20 protein-coding genes are annotated in these 17,793 nt (G+C 73.1%); 10 read left to right on the plus strand and 10 right to left on the minus strand.

Annotated features, from left to right (window positions below; all coding sequences use genetic code 11):
* The first annotated feature begins 142 nt into the window (after positions 1-142).
* A complete protein-coding gene (locus tag ACZ5NJ_RS08600) occupies positions 143-568 on the plus strand; it encodes a GNAT family N-acetyltransferase (protein WP_468763957.1) in 426 nt (141 codons plus the stop codon).
* A gap of 35 nt (positions 569-603) precedes the next feature.
* Here ACZ5NJ_RS08600 and ACZ5NJ_RS08605 read toward each other — a convergent pair whose 3' ends face one another.
* The 4 genes from ACZ5NJ_RS08605 to bioB all read right to left on the minus strand — a co-directional run bounded on the left by ACZ5NJ_RS08605 (position 604) and on the right by bioB (position 4,758).
* Positions 604-1,260, minus strand: a complete 657-nt coding sequence (locus ACZ5NJ_RS08605) for a class I SAM-dependent methyltransferase (protein ID WP_468763958.1) — start codon at positions 1,258-1,260, stop codon at positions 604-606.
* 202 nt (positions 1,261-1,462) lie between these two features.
* Positions 1,463-2,182 (minus strand): dethiobiotin synthase, encoded by a 720-nt coding sequence (gene bioD / locus ACZ5NJ_RS08610; RefSeq protein ID WP_468763959.1) that lies wholly within the window; start codon positions 2,180-2,182, stop codon positions 1,463-1,465.
* A gap of 1 nt (position 2,183) precedes the next feature.
* Positions 2,184-3,518, minus strand: coding sequence for an adenosylmethionine--8-amino-7-oxononanoate transaminase (locus ACZ5NJ_RS08615; protein WP_468763960.1), 1,335 nt, complete (start codon positions 3,516-3,518; stop codon positions 2,184-2,186).
* Entirely contained in the window at positions 3,511-4,758 is a 1,248-nt protein-coding gene (bioB, locus tag ACZ5NJ_RS08620) for a biotin synthase BioB (RefSeq protein WP_468763961.1), read from the minus strand. The genes ACZ5NJ_RS08615 and bioB overlap by 8 nt, the downstream gene beginning before the upstream one ends.
* 179 nt (positions 4,759-4,937) lie before the next feature.
* On the opposite strand from bioB, the gene ACZ5NJ_RS08625 reads away from it, so the two are divergent.
* Entirely contained in the window at positions 4,938-6,119 is a 1,182-nt protein-coding gene (locus ACZ5NJ_RS08625) for an 8-amino-7-oxononanoate synthase (protein WP_468763962.1), read from the plus strand.
* 4 nt (positions 6,120-6,123) lie between these two features.
* Here the strand turns inward: ACZ5NJ_RS08625 and ACZ5NJ_RS08630 are convergent, their stop codons facing one another.
* The gene (locus ACZ5NJ_RS08630) at positions 6,124-6,345 is read right to left on the minus strand and encodes a DUF397 domain-containing protein (protein ID WP_468763963.1); all 222 of its coding nucleotides are present in this window, start codon (positions 6,343-6,345) and stop codon (positions 6,124-6,126) included.
* 13 nt (positions 6,346-6,358) lie between these two features.
* Positions 6,359-7,243 (minus strand): helix-turn-helix domain-containing protein, encoded by an 885-nt coding sequence (locus ACZ5NJ_RS08635; RefSeq protein WP_468763964.1) that lies wholly within the window; start codon positions 7,241-7,243, stop codon positions 6,359-6,361.
* 197 nt (positions 7,244-7,440) lie between these two features.
* Between ACZ5NJ_RS08635 and ACZ5NJ_RS08640 the strand changes: the two genes are divergently transcribed.
* The 8 genes from ACZ5NJ_RS08640 to ACZ5NJ_RS08675 all read left to right on the plus strand — a co-directional run bounded on the left by ACZ5NJ_RS08640 (position 7,441) and on the right by ACZ5NJ_RS08675 (position 14,606).
* Positions 7,441-7,893, plus strand: coding sequence for an ATP-binding protein (locus tag ACZ5NJ_RS08640; RefSeq protein ID WP_468763965.1), 453 nt, complete (start codon positions 7,441-7,443; stop codon positions 7,891-7,893).
* Between the two features lie 303 nt (positions 7,894-8,196).
* Positions 8,197-8,499: an urease subunit gamma gene (locus tag ACZ5NJ_RS08645; protein WP_468763966.1), complete on the plus strand. Its 303-nt coding sequence runs from the start codon at positions 8,197-8,199 to the stop codon at positions 8,497-8,499.
* 14 nt (positions 8,500-8,513) lie between these two features.
* On the plus strand, positions 8,514-8,825 hold the full coding sequence (locus tag ACZ5NJ_RS08650; RefSeq protein WP_100865164.1) for an urease subunit beta: 312 nt from the start codon (positions 8,514-8,516) through the stop codon (positions 8,823-8,825).
* Complete coding sequence (locus tag ACZ5NJ_RS08655) at positions 8,818-10,539, plus strand: urease subunit alpha (protein WP_468763967.1); 1,722 nt, start codon at positions 8,818-8,820, stop codon at positions 10,537-10,539. The genes ACZ5NJ_RS08650 and ACZ5NJ_RS08655 overlap by 8 nt, the downstream gene beginning before the upstream one ends.
* Before the next feature lie 16 nt (positions 10,540-10,555).
* Complete coding sequence (locus ACZ5NJ_RS08660; RefSeq protein WP_468763968.1) at positions 10,556-11,230, plus strand: urease accessory protein UreF; 675 nt, start codon at positions 10,556-10,558, stop codon at positions 11,228-11,230.
* 44 nt (positions 11,231-11,274) lie between these two features.
* Positions 11,275-11,961 carry an urease accessory protein UreG gene (gene ureG, locus ACZ5NJ_RS08665; protein ID WP_468763969.1) on the plus strand — a complete coding sequence of 229 codons (687 nt, stop codon included), beginning with the start codon at positions 11,275-11,277 and terminating at the stop codon, positions 11,959-11,961.
* Positions 11,958-12,749, plus strand: a complete 792-nt coding sequence (locus tag ACZ5NJ_RS08670) for an urease accessory protein UreD (protein WP_468763970.1) — start codon at positions 11,958-11,960, stop codon at positions 12,747-12,749. Before ureG ends, ACZ5NJ_RS08670 begins: the two co-directional genes overlap by 4 nt.
* Positions 12,750-12,923: 174 nt before the next feature.
* Entirely contained in the window at positions 12,924-14,606 is a 1,683-nt protein-coding gene (locus tag ACZ5NJ_RS08675) for an alpha/beta hydrolase (protein WP_468764307.1), read from the plus strand.
* A gap of 33 nt (positions 14,607-14,639) precedes the next feature.
* Here the strand turns inward: ACZ5NJ_RS08675 and ACZ5NJ_RS08680 are convergent, their stop codons facing one another.
* The 4 genes from ACZ5NJ_RS08680 to ACZ5NJ_RS08695 form a co-directional block, all read right to left on the minus strand.
* On the minus strand, positions 14,640-15,350 hold the full coding sequence (locus ACZ5NJ_RS08680) for a lysophospholipid acyltransferase family protein (protein WP_468764308.1): 711 nt from the start codon (positions 15,348-15,350) through the stop codon (positions 14,640-14,642).
* A gap of 87 nt (positions 15,351-15,437) precedes the next feature.
* Positions 15,438-15,596, minus strand: a complete 159-nt coding sequence (locus tag ACZ5NJ_RS08685; protein ID WP_468763971.1) for a hypothetical protein — start codon at positions 15,594-15,596, stop codon at positions 15,438-15,440.
* A 32-nt stretch (positions 15,597-15,628) separates the two neighbouring features.
* On the minus strand, positions 15,629-16,603 hold the full coding sequence (locus tag ACZ5NJ_RS08690; protein ID WP_468763972.1) for a cytochrome c oxidase assembly protein: 975 nt from the start codon (positions 16,601-16,603) through the stop codon (positions 15,629-15,631).
* A 98-nt stretch (positions 16,604-16,701) separates the two neighbouring features.
* Positions 16,702-17,727, minus strand: coding sequence for a 6-phosphofructokinase (locus ACZ5NJ_RS08695; protein WP_468763973.1), 1,026 nt, complete (start codon positions 17,725-17,727; stop codon positions 16,702-16,704).
* Positions 17,728-17,793: the final 66 nt, after the last annotated feature.

Here is a 17,793-nt window from a genome sequence, read left to right on the forward strand (position 1 = left end):
GGGCGGACGCTCACACCTTTCGGTCGGGAGGGCTCGGACGGGTTCCGAGGGGCCCGGGAGGACCCTCACCACATGGTAAAGGAAAGGCAAAGGGATTGGCTCCTCCTTTTGGCCGAGTATGCGCGGGTGGTGGGATCGGCGCATGGACGATCTTCGTATCGGCACAGCCTCCGCCGCGGACCTGCCCGCCGTACTGGACTTCTGGAAGGCCGCCGCCAAGGGCACGAGCATCAGCGACGACCTGGCCGGAATCGGGCGGCTGCACGCCCGCGACCCCGAGGCTCTGCTGCTCGCCCGGCGCGGCGGGGAGCTCGTCGGCACGGTGATCGCGGGGTTCGACGGCTGGCGCTGCCACCTGTACCGGCTCGCGGTCCACCCGGCGCACCGCCGGCGGGGGATCGGGTCGGCCCTGCTCGCCGCCGCCGAGGAGCGGTTCGCGGAGCTGGGCGGGCGGCGCGCCGACGCGATGGTCCTCGACGGGAACGGGCAGGCGCACGGTGCCTGGGACGCGGCCGGCTACCACCCCGAGGAGATCTGGACCCGCTGGGTCAAGCCGCTGGCCGGCTGACCCCGCCGGGGCGGACGGCCGTACGGGGACACGTCTCAGTCGCGGCGCCGGGCCGAGCCGATGACGCAGTACGAGGTGGGCAGGGACGGGCCGCGCTCGGGCAGGCGGAAGGAGCGGTGCGAGGTGATCCGGAAGCCGGCCGCCTCGATCGCGGCGAGCGGGTCGCGGGCCGTGTGGCAGCCGCCGAACAGGCGGGGCCAGACCGTCCGGTCGAGCGCCCGTTGCACGGAGGCCATACCGGGGCCGGGGGCGATCCCGTGCTCCAGGAAGCGCAGCTCGGCGTCGGGGCGCAGCACCCGGTGCAGTTCGCTGAGGGCGCGCGGCAGGTTCCGTACGGTGCACAGCACCAGCGAGGCCACGGCCGCGTCGAAGGCCTCGCTCTTGAGGGGGAGGGCCTCGGCGACACCCGGCACGAGGTCCACCGGCACCTCGGCGCGCAGGGCGGCGGAGGCCGCGAGCCGGCGCAGGGTGGCCTCGGGTTCGACCGCGACGACCTCGGAGACGGCGCGCGGGTAGTGCGCGAAGTTCAGACCGTTGCCGGCGCCGATCTCGATGACGCGGCCCGACACCCCCCGCAGGAGCTCCTCGCGCAGCGCCCCGATCCCGGCACGGGTCTCGGCGGCGGTGCTGGCGCGGGCGTAGAACCGGGCGAAGCAGGGGTGGTGGACCGAATCGGGGGCGTGGGCGGGCATGGGGCGGCCTCCGGGCGCGGGTCGGGGGCTGACGGGCGGACACACGGGCGCGCACGTGTGCCCTCCGGGGGCTGTTCCCCACCCCGCCGTGCCACGAAACCGGCCCGTCGGGGCTACGGGGGAGTACCGCCGCGCGGAGCCGGCCCCACCCGCCCTTCCGCCGTTCTCCCCCGCCACCGCCGGGAGGTGCCCCCGGCGGGCCCTACGCCGGCCAGGCGGTCAGGAAGGAGTCCGCCGACCACGTGCCGTCCAGGGCCGGGGCCAGCCAGGCCGGGGCCGCCGCCCGGAAGGCGTCCGGGGCCAGGGCGCCCGAGCCCTGCGGGACGGCGCCGAGGAGCGGGAGGCCGGACACCTTCGGGAGGTCGGCCAGGTTGCAGCGGGAGGCCAGGTCGGGGGAGTCCGGCCAGCTGCCCACCACCACCCCGAGCCCGCGCAGCCCCCGCGCGGTCAGGGCCTCCGCCGTCAGGGCCGTGGAGTTGAGGGTGCCGAGCCCCGCCGGGGCCACCACCAGCACCGGCGCCGCCAGCAGCCGGGCCGCGTCGGCCAGGGTGTGGCCCTCCTCGTCGAAGCGGACCAGCAGCCCGCCCGCGCCCTCCACCAGCACCAGGTCGTGCGCCCGGGCCAGCCCGGCGGCCGCCTCCGCGATCCGCGACGGCGCGAGGGTCGGCAGCCCGGAGCGCCGCGCCGCGGTGTCGGGCGCCAGCGGCTCGGGGTAGCGGGCCAGCTCCAGCGCCGTCACGGACGGCCCGGCCAGGCGTACGGTCTCGGCCGCGTCCCCCGGCTCGTCCGGTCCCACGCCGGTCTGTGCCGGCTTGAGCACCGCCACCGAACGCCCGGCGGCCACCGCGGCCGCCGCGATGGCCGAGGTGACCACCGTCTTGCCGATTTCCGTGCCCGTACCGGACACGACGATCACGGACATCTCAGCCCTCCCGGGCCGCGGCGACGGCCGCGCGGCAGATACGGGCGACGTCGGCGTCGCCGGTGACGAACGGGGGCATCGTGTAGATCAGGTCGCGGAACGGGCGCAGCCACACGCCCTCCCGGACCGCGGCCCGCGTCGCGGCCCACACGTCGACCGGGTGGTCCAGCTGGATCACGCCGATCGCGCCCAGGACCCTTACGTCCTCGACCCCCGGCTGCCCGGAGGCCTCCGCGAGGCCCTCGCGCAGGCCCGCCTCGATCCGCTTGACCTCGCCCGCCCAGTCCTGGCCGAGCAGCAGGTCGACGGAGGCCAGCGCCACGGCCGTGGCGAGGGGGTTGCCCATGAAGGTCGGCCCGTGCGCCAGCACCGGCACCTCGCCCTGCGAGATCCCGTCGGCGACCTTCCCCGTGCACAGGGTGGCGGCGAGGGTGAGGTAGCCGCCCGTCAGGGACTTGCCGAGGCACATCACGTCCGGGGTGATCCCCGCGTGGTCGGCCGCGAAGAGCGCGCCGGTCCGGCCGAAGCCGGTCGCGATCTCGTCGAGGACCAGCAGCACCCCGTACTCGTCGCACAGCTCCCGCAGCACCCGCAGGTAGCCCGGGTTGTGGAAGCGCATGCCGCCCGCGCCCTGCACCACCGGCTCCACGATCACCGCGGCCAGCTCGTCCGCGTGCGCGGCGACCAGGGAACGCAGGTGGGCGGTGTACGCCGGGTCGACGGGGGAGTCGAAGTCCCCGGGCGGGGTGTCCGCGAAGACCTGCTGCGGCAGGTGGCCCTGCCACAGCTCGTGCATGCCGCCCTCGGGGTCGCAGACGGCCATCGGCTGCCAGGTGTCGCCGTGGTAGCCGCCGCGCCAGGTCAGCAGCCGGGTCTTGCCCGTCCGCCCCAGCGAACGCCAGTACTGCAGGCACATCTTGACGGCGACCTCGACGGACACCGAACCGGAGTCCGCGAGGAACACGTGCTCCAGTCCGGGCGGGGTGATCTCCACCAGCCGGGCGGCGAGCCGCACGGCGGGCTCGTGGGTGAGCCCGCCGAACATCACGTGCGACATCCGGCCCAGCTGGGCGGTGGCCGCCTCGTTGAGCGCCGGGTGGTTGTAGCCGTGGATGGCCGACCACCAGGAGGACATGCCGTCGACCAGCTCCTCCCGCCCCTGCGCCGGGGCGGCGAGCCGCAGCCGGACCCCCGAGGCGGAGGAGACCACGAGGGTCTCCTGCCGCCCGGGCATCGGGCCGTACGGGTGCCAGACGTGCTGCCGGTCCAGGGCCAGCAGGCCGGCCGTGGACGAGGCGGGGTCGAGCGGGTCGTGCAGGGGGAACGGGTCACGCATTGGGGGCGAGATCCGTCCCCGCGCCGCGGCGCCGCACCGCCACCAGGTCCGGACGCACCTCGCCCGGCTCGGCCTGGGCCGGGGCCTCGGCAGGAGCCTCGGCGTGGGCGTGACCGGAGCACCCGCCGCAGGCCGCACCGCAGCCGGGCGCCTCGGCGTCCGCCGGACCGCAGCCGCCGCCGGCCGAGCCGCAGACACCGCCGGCGCGGGCCGCGGCCGCCGCCTCGGCGGCGTCGGCCCGGTGCGCGGGCAGGGTGGTGGTGCCGGCGCCCTCCACCTCGAAGCCGGCGTCCGCGATCATGTCGAGGTCGGCCTGGCCGGCCTGGCCCTCACTGGTGAGGTAGTCGCCGAGGAAGATGGAGTTGGCCACGTGCAGCGCGAGCGGCTGCATCGAGCGCAGGTGCACCTCGCGGCCGCCGGCGATCCGGACCTCCACGTCGGGGCAGACGAACCGGACCATCGACAGGATCCGCAGGCAGCGCTGCGGGGTGAGGTTCCACTCCTTGGCGAGCGGGGTGCCCTCGAACGGGATCAGGAAGTTGACCGGCACGGAGTCCGAGTCCAGCTCGCGCAGCGAGAAGACGACGTCGACCAGGTCCTCGTCGCTCTCGCCCATGCCGGCGATCAGGCCCGAGCAGGCCGACAGGCCCGCCGCGTGCGCCTTCTGCACCGTGTCCACGCGGTCCGCGTAGGTGTGCGTCTTGGTGATCTGCCCGTACGTGGCCTCGGAGGTGTTGAGGTTGTGGTTGTAGGCATCCGCACCCGCGTCGCGCAGCTTCTCGGCCTGGCCGTCGGAGAGCAGACCCAGACAGGCGCACACCTCCACGCCCTCGTTCTGCTCCTTGATCGCGGCGATCGTCTCGCCGACGCGGGCCACGTCGCGGTCCGTCGGACCCCGCCCGCTCGCCACGAGACAGACCCGCTTGGCGCCGCCGGCGACACCGGCCGCGGCGGCCTGGGAGGCCTCGTCCGGCTTCAGCCACGTGTACTTGAGGATCTCGGCCTTCGACCCCAGTCGCTGGGAGCAGTACGAGCAGTCCTCGGGGCAGAGCCCCGACTTCAGGTTGACCAGGTAGTTCAGCTTGACGCGGCGCCCGAACCACTGGCGGCGCACCTTGCCGGCAGCGGCCACCACGTCGAGCAGTTCGTCGTCGGAGGTCGCCAGCACGGCGAGCGCCTCTTCGCGGGTCGGCAGCTCGCGCCGCAGCCCCTTGTCCACCAGGGTGTTCAGCAGGTCCATGCGCCCGATCCTGTCCCACGCGACCACTCCCGGCCAAGGAGAGATCGGACAACATGGCCGGAAGGGAGTGTGTGGATCGCCACACCGACCCCTCGGGTCACGTCCGGATAGGGTCGAGCAGATCTGTCGACTGCCGACAAAACGCGAGACACATCGTGAGACGGGACGCGAGGACGCCGATGACCCAGCCCAGCCCGGAACCCGAGGACGTCTTCGCCTGGATCGACGGCGCGGAGCGGCGGCGCGAGGAGGCGGGACTGGTACGGACGCTGCGTCCGCGCCCCGCCGACTCGCCCCTCCTGGACCTCGCGAGCAACGACTACCTCGGCCTCTCCCGGCACCCCGAGACCGTGCGCGGGGCCTGCGCGGCGGCCGAGCGGTGGGGCGCGGGGGCCACCGGCTCCCGCCTGGTCACGGGGACGACCGAGCTGCACACCGAACTGGAGCGGGAGCTGGCCGCTTTCGCCGGTTTCGAGGCGGCCCTGGTGCTTTCGTCCGGGTATGCCGCCAACCTCGCCGCGGTGACCGCGCTGAGCGGCCGGGGCACCCTGGTCGTCTCCGACTCCGGGAACCACGCCTCGATCGTCGACGGCTGCCGGCTCTCGCGCGCGGAGGTCGAGGTGACCCCGCACGGCGACGTGGAGCAGGTCCGCAAGGCCCTCGCCGGGCAGGCGGGCCGCGCCCTGCTCGTGACCGACTCGGTGTTCTCCGTCGACGGGGACGCCGCCCCGCTCGCCGCGTACGCCGCCGCCTGCCGGGAGGCGGGCGCCGCCCTGGTCGTGGACGACGCGCACGGGCTCGGGGTGCTGGGCGAGGGGGGCCGGGGCGCCCTGCACGCGGCCGGGCTCGCGGGGGCTCCCGGGGTGGTCGCGACGATGACCCTCTCGAAGTCGCTGGGCAGCCAGGGCGGAGCGGTCCTGGGACCGGCCAAGGTGATCCGGCACCTGGTCAACACCGCCCGCGCGTTCATCTTCGACACCGGCCTCGCCCCGGCCGCGGCGGGCGCGGCGCTGGCGGGCCTGCGCCTGCTGGAGCGGGAGCCGCAGCGCGCGGCCCGGGTCCGGGAGGTGGCCGCCGAACTGTACGGACGGCTCACCGCGTCCGGCCTGACCGCGGCCAGGCCGGACGCGGCCGTGGTGTCGGTACGGGCCCCGTCGGCCGCGGCGGCACTGCGCTGGGCCGCCGACTGCCGCGAGGAGGGACTGTCCGTGGGGTGCTTCCGTCCGCCGTCGGTGCCGGACGGCATCTCCCGGCTGCGGCTGACCGCTCGGGCCGATCTCACGGGGGACGAGATCGCCCGGGCCGTCGCGACGGTCCTGCGGACCGCACCGGCCGGAGCCACGGACCCGGTTCAGCGGTAGGACGTCACACGCGCACGTCCGTCCGTACGGAGGCGAGGAAGCCGTCCCAGGCCGGCCCGGTGAAGAGCACGGCCGGGCCGTCCGTCCGCTTGGAGTCGCGGACGGCCAGCAGGCCGCCGGTCAGGGCGGCCGCTTCCACGCAGTTGTTCATCCCGGTGCTGCGGCTGCTCCGCCGCCACCGCGCACTGTGCAGAAGTCCGCCGGGGGATAAGGGGGTTGCGGACACGGGGGGTGCCTCCTTACGCGTCGTCAGCGAGTGAGCTGATGAGGTCCGACGAGTCACGGGGCGGGAGGGCGTGCGCCTGGATCGCGCGGAACGCGGCGCTGTACGCCTCAAGGTCTTCCTTCCGCTCCAGATAGAGGCTACTCGTCAAATGGTCGAGTACCACCACATCCAGATCGGCGATGTTCGGAAATGAGAAAATGACGAACGGTCCGGTCAGGCCGAGATGACCCCCCACGGTGAACGGCAGCACCTGGAGGTGCACTTGGGGCAGCCGTGCCACCTCCGCCAGGTGCCGTAGCTGCTCCCGCATCACCCCCGGCCCGCCGATCTGCCGGCGCAGCACCGCCTCGTCCAGTACGGCACTCAGCTCCAGCGGGGGATCGGCCCGCAGCACCGCCTGTCGGGCCAGCCGTACCTCGACCAGCGCGTCCACCTTCGGCTCCGGCAGCCCGCCCAGCGCGGCCCGGGTGACGGCCCGGGCGTACCCGGCGGTCTGCAGCAGGCCGGGCACCACCGAGAGTTCCACCGTCCGCGCCGAGCGGGCCCCGGCCTCCAGGCTGATGAAGTCCCGGTACTCCTGCGGGAGCAGGCCCCGGTAGTCGTGCCACCACTGCCGCCCGCGCGCCTCCCCGCCACCCGCCGCCGGCCCGGCAGCCGAGGCCCCCAGGGCCTCCAGCAGGGCGCGCTGCTGGGGCCCCACCACGTCGCCGTAGGCGTCCAGCAGTAGCCGGATGTCCTGCGTCTTCACGCCACTGCGGCCCGTCTCGATACGGCTGACCTTCGACTGGTGCCAGCCCACGATGCGGGCCACCTCGCCGCTCGTGAGCCCGGTACGGTCGCGCAGTGCGCGCAGTTCCTCGCCGAGCTTGCGCCGGCGCACCGCGGGGCCGTGCTGCATACCCGCTCTCCTTCCACCGGCACAGCTCGCACCAGTCTGCCGTCCAAATACGCTCTTCCGTAGCAGAGTTCACCGCATTGGGCGACAGATATATGCATATCTTGGGGGAACGGCGGAAACGGCGGCACGATGGGTGGCACTCTGGCGCTCAGCGCAGATCCGGGGCGGTTCCGTCCCGGTGGGAAAGGGACGTCGCCATGGCAGATCAGCTGGAAGCATCCGTCACCCTGCCGAGCGACCCGGTCTCGGTGGCCGCCGCCCGCCGCTACGTCGCCCAGGTGCTGGGCGAGTGGGGACTGCCCGAGGACGCCGACACCGCCGACACCGTACGGCTGGTCGTATCGGAGCTCGCGACCAACTCCGTCCAGCACACCTTCGGACAGTCGCCCACCTTCACCGTCGACCTGCGTCTGGAGCGCGAGGAGTGGCTGCGCGTCGGGGTGACCGACAGTCACCCGCGCTGGCCCAGGCGGCTGCCCGCGGCCGTCCAGCAGGACAACGGCCGGGGCATGGTCATCATCCGCTGGCTGGCGGCGGAGGCCGGAGGCCGGCTCTCGGTCAGCCCCACCGAGGACGGCGGCAAGACGGTGTGGATCTCGCTGCCCTGGCCGGCCGGCGCGGCCGCCGCCGGGACCGTCCGGGGCCGCTGAGGGCGGCGGACCGGGCGATCGTATGACGAACCCGGCGCCGTACCCCCCGACGGGATGAACCGGGTGGCTTCCGGAAACGTGGGTTAACCAGGCGGAAAACTGCCGCCCCTAGGGTGTGCTCCGCGGCCTTTCGCCAACGGCCGCCCATGGGCCGGTAAAGCGGCGGTGATCGGGACGGAAAGCCTCGCTCTGCGTTGGGCAAGACATGCTTGGCATGGATATACGCAGGTCAACAAAGTGTTGACGACCGGTACGGTTCGCCACGGCGCGATGAGATCTTGTCCCGGAAGCTTGGTGATACAGGTGCAGTTGACACCACACGAACAAGAGAGACTGATGATCCACGTCGCCGCCGACGTGGCCGAGAAGCGCAGGGCGCGCGGGGTCCTCCTCAACCACCCCGAGGCCATCGCCCTCATCACCTCCCACCTCCTCGAAGGGGCCCGCGACGGGCGGACCGTGGCCGAGCTCATGGAGTCCGGCCGCAAGGTGCTCACCCGCGACGAGGTCATGGAGGGGATCCCCGAGATGATCCACGACGTCCAGGTCGAGGCGACCTTCCCCGACGGCACCAAGCTCGTCACCGTCCACGACCCGATCGTCTGAAGAGGACCGACCCGATGATCCCCGGCGAAATCGCCTTCGGGGACGGTCCGGTGCGCCTCAACGAAGGCCGCCCCGTCACCCGCCTCACCGTGCTCAACGCCGCCGACCGGCCCGTCCAGGTCGGCTCCCACTACCACTTCGCCGAAGCCAACCCCGGCCTCGACTTCGACCGGCAGGCCGCGCGCGGCCTGCGCCTGAACATCGCCGCCGGCACCGCCGTCCGCTTCGAGCCGGGCATCCCGGTCGCCGTGGAACTCGTACCGCTCGGCGGACTGCGCACCGTGCCCGGACTGCGCGGGGAGACCGGAGGACCCCTCGATGGCTGAGATCTCGCGCCAGGCGTACGCCGACCTCTTCGGCCCCACCCGGGGCGACCGCATCCGGCTCGCCGACACCGACCTCTTCGTCGAGATCGAGCAGGACCTCAGCGGAGGCCCCGGCCACTCCGGTGACGAGGCCGTCTTCGGCGGCGGCAAGGTCATCCGCGAGTCCATGGGACAGGCCCGCACCACCCGCGCCGAGGGCGCCCCCGACACCGTGATCACCGGCGTGGTCGTCCTGGACCACTGGGGCATCGTCAAGGCCGACGTCGGCATCCGCGACGGCCGCATCTGCGGCATCGGCAAGGCCGGCAACCCCGACACCATGGACGGCGTCGACCCCGCCCTGGTCATCGGACCCGAGACCGAGATCATCGCGGGCAACGGGAAGATCGTCACGGCCGGCGCCATCGACACCCACATCCACTTCATCTCGCCGACCGTCGTCGACGAGGCCCTCGCCTCCGGCATCACCACCCTCGTCGGCGGCGGCACCGGCCCCGCCGAGGGGTCCAAGGCCACCACCGTCACCCCCGGCCCCTGGCATCTGGCCCGGATGTTCGCGGCGCTGGAGCACTACCCCGTCAACATCGGCCTGCTCGGCAAGGGCAACACCATGTCCCGCGAGGGCATGTACTCTCAGCTGCGCGGCGGCGCCCTCGGGTTCAAGATCCACGAGGACTGGGGGGCCACCCCCGCCGTCATCGACGCCTGCCTGACCGTCGCCGACGAGACCGGCACGCAGGTCGCCATCCACACCGACACCCTCAACGAGGCCGGTTTCGTGGGCGACACCCTCGCGGCCATCGCCGGGCGGACCATCCACTCGTACCACACCGAGGGCGCGGGCGGGGGTCACGCCCCCGACATCATCACCGTGGTCTCCGAGCCGAACATCCTGCCCAGCTCCACCAACCCCACCCGGCCGCACACCGTCAACACCGTCGAGGAGCACCTCGACATGCTGATGGTCTGCCACCACCTCAACCCGGCCGTCCCCGAGGACCTCGCCTTCGCCGAGTCCCGGATCCGGCCCTCCACCATCGCGGCCGAGGACGTGCTCCACGACCTCGGGGCCATCTCCATCATCTCCTCCGACTCCCAGGCCATGGGCCGGGTCGGCGAGGTCGTGCTGCGCACCTGGCAGACCGCCCACGTGATGAAGAAGCGGCGCGGCTTCCTGCCCGGCGACGGGCCCGCAGACAACCACCGGGCCCGCCGCTACGTCGCCAAGTACACGATCAACCCGGCCGTGGCCCAGGGCCTCGCCAAGGAGATCGGCTCGATCGAGGTGGGCAAGCTCGCCGACCTGGTGCTGTGGAACCCGGCCTTCTTCGGCGTCAAGCCCGAGGTCGTCGTCAAGGGCGGCCAGATCGCGTACGCGCAGATGGGTGACGCCAACGCCTCCATCCCCACCCCCCAGCCGGTGCTGCCCCGGCCCATGTACGGGGCCATCGGCCGCGCACCCGGCCTGAACTCGCTCAACTTCACCTCCCAGGCCGCCCTCGACGACCACCTGCCCGAACGGCTCGGCCTCACCAAGCGGTTCACGGCCATCGAGAGCACCCGCGAGACCGGCAAGACGGACATGCGCAACAACGACGCCATGCCAAGGGTCGAGGTCGACGCCGACACCTTCACCGTCAGCATCGACGGCGAGGTCGTGGAGCCCGCTCCCGCCGCCGAGCTGCCCATGGCCCAGCGCTACTTCCTCTTCTGATGGAGGACCGCTCCCGATGAGCCTCGCCGCGCTGCTCGTCCTCGCGGACGGCCGCTTCCCCGCCGGAGGGCACGCCCACTCCGGCGGGGCGGAGGCCGCCTGCAAGGCGGGCCGGATCCACGACGCCGCCTCCCTGGACCAGTTCTGCCGGGGCCGGCTGCACACCGCCGGGCTGACCGCCGCCGCCCTCGCGGCGGCGGCCGCCCTCGGGCTCGACCCGGCGGAGCTCGACGCCGCCGCCGACGCCCGCACCCCCTCGCCCGCGCTGCGCGCCGCGGCCCGCCGGCTCGGCCGGCAGCTGCTGCGCGCGGCCCGCGCCACCTGGCCCGCCGCCGAACTGGACGCTTTGGCCGCCGCCTTCCCGCGCGGGGCGCACCAGCCCGTGGTGCTCGGCCTCGCCGCCCGGGCCGCCGGGCTCGGCGCCCTGGACGCCGCGCACGTGGCGGCGTACGAGAGCGTCAGCGGTCCGGCCACCGCCACCGTACGGCTGCTGGGCCTCGACCCCTTCGAGGCGAGTGCCGTCCTGGCCGGCCTGGCACCCGAGCTCGACGCGGTGGCGGCCCGGGCCGCCGAGGCCGCGGGGCTCGCCCGCGACCAGGGCACGGACGCGCTGCCCGCGGCCTCGTCCCCGCTGCTGGAGATCGCGGCGGAGGCCCATGCCGACTGGGCGGTACGCCTCTTCGCCTCCTGAGCGCGGGCGCCCCCCACCACAGACCATCCCCAAGGAGAACAGCCGTGCACCTCGACCACCACGTGACGTACCCCCACCGGCACACGCACAGCGCCGCGCCCCTGCGCGCCGACGGCACCCGCCGCGCCCTGCGCATCGGCCTCGGCGGACCCGTCGGCTCCGGCAAGACCGCCACCGTCGCCGCGCTCTGCCGCGCCCTGCGCGCCGACCTGTCGATGGCCGTCGTCACCAACGACATCTACACCCGCGAGGACGCCGAGTTCCTGCTCCGCGAGGCGGTCCTGCCCCCCGAGCGGATCAGCGCGGTCGAGACCGGCGCCTGCCCGCACACCGCCATCCGCGACGACATCTCCGCCAACCTGGAGGCCGTCGAGGAACTGGAGGAGACGGTCGGCCCCCTCGACCTGATCCTCGTCGAGTCCGGCGGGGACAACCTGACCGCCACCTTCTCCCGGGGCCTGGTCGACGCCCAGATCTTCGTCATCGACGTGGCCGGCGGCGACGACATCCCGCGCAAGGGCGGCCCCGGCGTCACCACCGCCGACCTGCTCGTCGTCAACAAGACCGACCTCGCCCCGTACGTCGGCTCCGACCTGGAGCGGATGGCCCGCGACGCCGCCGAGCAGCGCGGGGACCTGCCCGTCGCCTTCCAGTCCCTGCGCGGCGCCGAGGGCGTGGCCCCCGTGGCCGCCTGGGTCCGCGAGCGCCTCGCGGCCTGGGCCGTACGGTGACCGGCGCGCCTCCCGCCGAGGCGCCCCTCGCGCCGGCCGGGCTGCGGGCCACCGCCCGCATCGCCGCCACCGCCGACGGGCGCGGCGGCACCGCCCTGCCGGTGCTGGCCGGTGAAGGACCGCTCGCCCTGCGCCGGGTCCGCGGCGAAGGCCCCGAGGCCGGCGTGATGCTGGTCGGTGCGATGAGCGCCCCCCTCGGCGGCGACCGCCTCGCGGTGGAGGCCGACGCGGGCCCGGGCGCCCGGCTCGCCCTGCGCTCGGCGGCCGCCACCCTGGCCCTGCCCGGCCGGGGCGGGGAGAGCGCCCGCTACGACGTACGGCTGACGCTGGCCGAGGAGTCGGCGGTGCGCTGGCTGCCGGAGCCGCTCGTCTCCGTGCGCGGCAGCGACCTGCGGGTCTCCACCCGCGCCGAACTGGCCCCCTCCGCCCGGCTGATGCTGCGCGAGGAACAGGTGCTGGGGCGCACCGGCGAGGCTCCCGGTCTGCTGCGCAGCCGGCTCACGGTCAGCCGGGGCGGCCGCCCCCTGCTGGACCAGGAACTGTCCTGCGGGCCCGGCGCACCCGGCGGCTGGGACGGCCCGGCCGGACTCGCCGGACACCGGGCGCTGGGCCAGCTCCTGGTCGTGGACCCGCGGTTCGCGCAGGATCCGCCGCCGGCCGCGGTGCTGGGGGAGTTCGCGGCGGTCACCCCGCTCGCCGGCCCGGCCGTCCTGGTGACGGCCCTGGCCCCGGACGCGCTGCGGCTGCGCGAGCTGCTGGAGGAGGCGGCCCGTACCTACGGCTGGTGAGACCCCGGCACAGGGCGGGTGAAGGGCGGGCGTTTTGCGGGCGAACGGGACACCGCTCAGCGGTACACCCGTTTCCGGTTATCGGGTTGGCAAAGAACTCGACCTCGCTCTGTTGCCAGGTACCCGTCAGGCGAAAGGATCCCCTTGACCCAACCCGGCCGCCTCACGCGGCACATGACCAGGGGGATCGACCACGTGATACGCAACGCGACGCTGGGGAGCGCCGCCACTCTCATCACCGGCGCGCTGGCGGCGGGCCTGCTGCTCGCACCGTCCGCCTCGGCGGCTCCGGCCGCCAAGGACAACGGGGCCGCGGAGGCCGTCGGCGCCCAGATCGCCGCCGCCCGCGCCGCGCGCACCGGCATCGACTGGAAGGACTGCCCGGCCGACTGGGGCTTCGAGAAGCCGATCCAGTGCGGCTGGGTGAAGGTGCCGCTCGACTACACCAAGCCCTTCGGCAAGACCATCGACATCGCGGTCGACCGCGCCGTCAGCACGGGCACCAAGGAGGAGCGCCAGGGCGCCCTCGTCTACAACCCGGGCGGCCCCGGCGGTTCCGGCATGCGCTTCCCGCGCCGGGTCACCACCAAGAGCCCGCTGTGGGTCAACACCTCCAAGGCGTACGACTTCGTGGGCTTCGACCCCCGCGGCGTCGGCCACTCCGCGCCGATCTCCTGCATCGATCCGCAGGAGTTCGTGAAGGCCCCCAAGGCCGACCCGGTCCCGTCCAACGAGGCCGACAAGCGCGCCCAGCGCAAGCTCGCCGCCGAGTACGCGGACGGCTGCAAGGAGCGCAGCGGCGAGATGCTGCCGCACATGACCACCACCAACACCGCGCGCGACCTGGACGTCGTCCGGGCCGCCCTCGGCGAGAAGAAGCTGAACTACCTCGGCGTCTCCTACGGCACCTACCTGGGCGGGGTCTACGCGACCCTGTTCCCGGGCCACGTGCGCCGCATGATCGTCGACTCGGTGGTCAACCCGGACACCGACAACATCTGGTACCAGGCCAACCTGGAGCAGGACGTCGCGTTCCAGACCCGCTGGAACGACTGGCAGGACTGGGTCGCCAAGTACGACTCCACCTTCCACCTCGGCGACACCCGCGCCAAGGTCGAGGCCAAGTATCAGCAGCTGCGCGCCCAGGCCAAGGCCAAGCCGCTCGGCGGGGTCGTCGGCCCGAACGAGCTCATCGGCTTCTTCCAGAAGGCCCCGTACTACGACTCCTCGTGGGTCCCGGTCGCGCAGGCCTTCAGTGCCTGGGCCGCCGGTGACGAGAAGCCGCTGATCGAGGCCAACGCCCCGGACATGTCGGACCTCAAGGGCAACGCCGCCTCGGAGAACAGCAACGCCGTCTACACCGCGGTGGAGTGCGCCGACGCCAAGTGGCCGACCAGCTGGGCCAAGTGGGACCGGGACAACACCGAGCTCAACAAGAAGTACCCGTTCCTCACCTGGTCGAACGCCTGGATGAACCTGCCCTGCGCGACCTGGAAGTCCAAGCAGAGCACCCCGATCGAGGTCGGCGCGAAGCACATCGCCCCGGTCCTGATCGTCCAGTCCGAGCGTGACGCCGCGACCCCGTACCAGGGCGGTGTCGAGCTGCACCGCCGTCTGGCGGGCTCGCGCCTGATCACCGAGCAGAACGCCGGCTCGCACGGCGTCACCAGCCTGGTGAACCCCTGCATCAACACCCGGGTGGAGTCCTACCTGCTGACCGGCAAGGTCGACGCCCAGGACGTGAAGTGCGGCTCGCACGCCACTCCGGTGCCGCCGGCCCCGGCCGCCGCGAAGTCGCTCGCCCAGGCCCCGGCCTCCGAGCCGGCCAAGCGTGAGGAGCTCCCGGCCGTCCGCTAGGACCCCGGGAGACCTCTCTGAGCGGGAGGAGGCTCAGCGCTTCGTGCGCCGGGCCTTCTTCCGCTCTTCCTCTTCCTCGGCCTTGACCTCGGCCGCGTACCGGTCGACGTACTCCTGGCCGGAGAGGTGCAGGATCGCGTACATGATCTCGTCGGTCACGGCGCGCAGCACCGCCCGCTCGCCCTCCATCCCCGCGTACCGGGAGAACTCCAGCGGGGCGCCGAAACGGATCGTGACCCGCCGGATCTTCGGGAGGGTCTGCCCGGGCGGCTGGATCTCGAAGGTGCCGAGCATCGCGCACGGGACGACGGGCACCCCGGCCCCCAGCGCCATCGCCGCCACGCCGACCTTGCCCTTGTAGAGCCGCCCGTCGTGCGAGCGCGTCCCCTCCGGGTAGATGCCGAGCAGCTCGCCCTTGGCCAGCACCCCGAGCCCCTCGCGCAGCGCCGCCTGCCCGGCGTCCTTGCCGGAGCGGTCCACCGGGATCTGCCCGGCGCTGCGGAAGAAGGCGGCCGTCAGCCGGCCCTTGAGCCCGGGGCCGGTGAAGTACTCGGCCTTCGCCAGGAAGGTGATCCGGCGCCGCAGGATCGCGGGCATCAGGAAGTGGTCGGAGAAGGACAGGTGGTTGCCCGCGACGATCGCGGCCCCCTCCTCGGGGATGTTCTCCAGGCCCTCGATCCGCGGCCGGAACAGCAGCCGCAGCAGCGGACCGAGCAGCACGTGCTTGAGCAGGTGGTAGAACACCCCGGTGCTTCCCTTCACCCGACGGTCGGACCACGGACGGATCTGCCATGCGGTGGCGAGGAGCGGGCGCGCGGGCCCCGGCCGGTCTCAGGAGCTGCCGGCGGCGGCCAGGCCCAGGGTCAGCAGCCCCAGCACCACCCAGCCGAACCACAGCCAGCCGTTGCTGCCGAGGGCCACGGAGTACGTGGAGACGGCCACCAGGGCGGCGAAGGTCGTGACGGCCATCGCCTTAACGGATCCGGTCATGCCCCATGGTGGCGCGCCGAGCGGCTCCGGCGCTACTGGCCGCGCCCTTGAAGCGAGGCGAGATAGGCGTTGTACGCCTCCAGCTCCTTGTCACCGTCCCGGTCCGCGGCCCGGTCCGAGCGCTTCGCCGCCCGCTGCTCCGAGTGGTACCACTGGTAGACCAGCGCGATCAGCACCAGCACCGAGGGGATCTCGCTGAAGGCCCAGGCGATGCCGCCGCCCCAGTGCTGGTCGTCGAGCGGGTCGATGCCCAGGGAGGCCGGCGGGTTCGCGTACGTCTTGATCATCGGCTCGCTCGCCATCATCAGGGCGATCCCGAAGAAGGCGTGGAAGGGCATGCCCGCGAAGAGCTCCAGCATCCGCATCACGTAGCCGGGGCGGTGCGGGCCCGGGTCCACGCCCATGATCGGCCAGAAGAAGATCAGGCCGACGGCGAGGAAGTGGACCATCATGCCGATGTGCCCGGCCCTGCTCTGCATCAGGAAGTCGAAGAGCGGGGTGAAGTACAGGGCGTAGAGGCTGGCGATGAACATCGGGATGGTGAACGCCGGGTGCGTGACGATCCGCATGTACCGGCTGTGCAGCAGCATCAGGAGCAGCTCGCGCGGGCCCTTGCTGCCGCGCGCCGCGGGCGGCAGCGCGCGCAGGGCGAGGGTCACCGGCGCGCCGAGCAGCACCAGGATCGGGGTGACCATGCTGATCACCATGTGCTGGATCATGTGCACGCTGAACATGACCATGCCGTAGTCGTTGAGCTTGGTGCACATCACCAGCATCACCGTCAGCACGCCGACGACGAAGGCGACGGTGCGGCCCAGGGGCCAGGCGTCACCGCGCCGGCGCAGCCGCACCACGCCCCAGCCGTACAGGGCGAGCGCGAGCAGGGAGCCGAACAGGAAGAACGCGTCGAAGGAGAACTCCAGACCGCGTCCGAGGGTGAACGGCGGCAGGTCCATGTTCATGTCCATATCCATGTTCATGTCCATGCCGTGACCGCTGTGGTCCATCTGTTCACTCCCTTGACTGTGGCGCCCCACCACAGTAGTGCCGCCCCCGGACGCGATCGCGTCCGGGGGCGGCCGAAGGGGTCAGAACGGGTGCAACATCACAGAACTGTCTGCGCCTCGTCGTAGCGCGCGTCCGGGACCGTCTTGAGGGCCGAGGTGGCCTCCGAGAGGGGGACCATCACGATGTCGGTGCCGCGCAGGGCCGTCAGCATGCCGAACTCGCCCCGGTGCGCCGCCTCCACCGCGTGCCACCCGAAGCGGGTGGCCAGGACGCGGTCGTACGCGGTGGGCGTGCCGCCGCGCTGGACGTGGCCCAGGATGACCGGACGGGCCTCCTTGCCCAGGCGCCGCTCCAGCTCCACGGCGAGGATGTTGCCGATGCCGGCGAAGCGCTCGTGGCCGTACTGGTCCGTGCCGCCCTGCTCGTAGTCCATCGAGCCCGGGCGCGGCTTGGCGCCCTCGGCGACCACGACGATCGCGAAGCGCTTGCCGGCCGAGAAGCGCTCGCCGACGATGGCCGTCAGCTCCGCGATGTCGAACGGGCGCTCCGGCACCACGATGGCGTGCGCGCCGGCCGCCATGCCCGAGTGCAGGGCGATCCACCCGGTGTGGCGGCCCATGACCTCGACGACCATCACGCGCTGGTGCGACTCGGCGGTGGTCTTCAGCCGGTCCAGGGCATCGGTGGCGACGCCAACGGCGGTGTCGAAGCCGAAGGTCACGTCGGTGGAGGAGATGTCGTTGTCGATGGTCTTCGGCACGCCGACGATGGGCAGGCCGCCCTGCGCCAGCAGGTTGGCGGCCTTCAGGGTGCCCTCGCCGCCGATCGGGATGATCGCGTCCAGGCCGAGGTCCGCCACGTGGCCCTTGGCCCGCTCCACGCCGTCGCGCAGGTGGGCGGGCTGGACCCGGGAGGAGCCGAGTATCGTGCCGCCGCGGGCCAGGATGCCGGCCACGGAGTCCAGGTCGAGCTTGCGGTAGTCGCACTCCAGCAGGCCGCGCCAGCCGTCGTGGAAGCCGATGACCTCGTCCCCGTGGTCGACGACGGCGCGGTGCACGACGGAGCGGATGACGGCATTGAGGCCGGGGCAGTCGCCACCGGAAGTGAGCACACCAATGCGCATGGCAGAAAGACCTTTGCAACGTGGGCCGACGACCGGACCACGTCGTCCGGTTGGAACTAACCGTCA

Source organism: Streptomyces sp. NPDC032091, assembly GCF_055580265.1.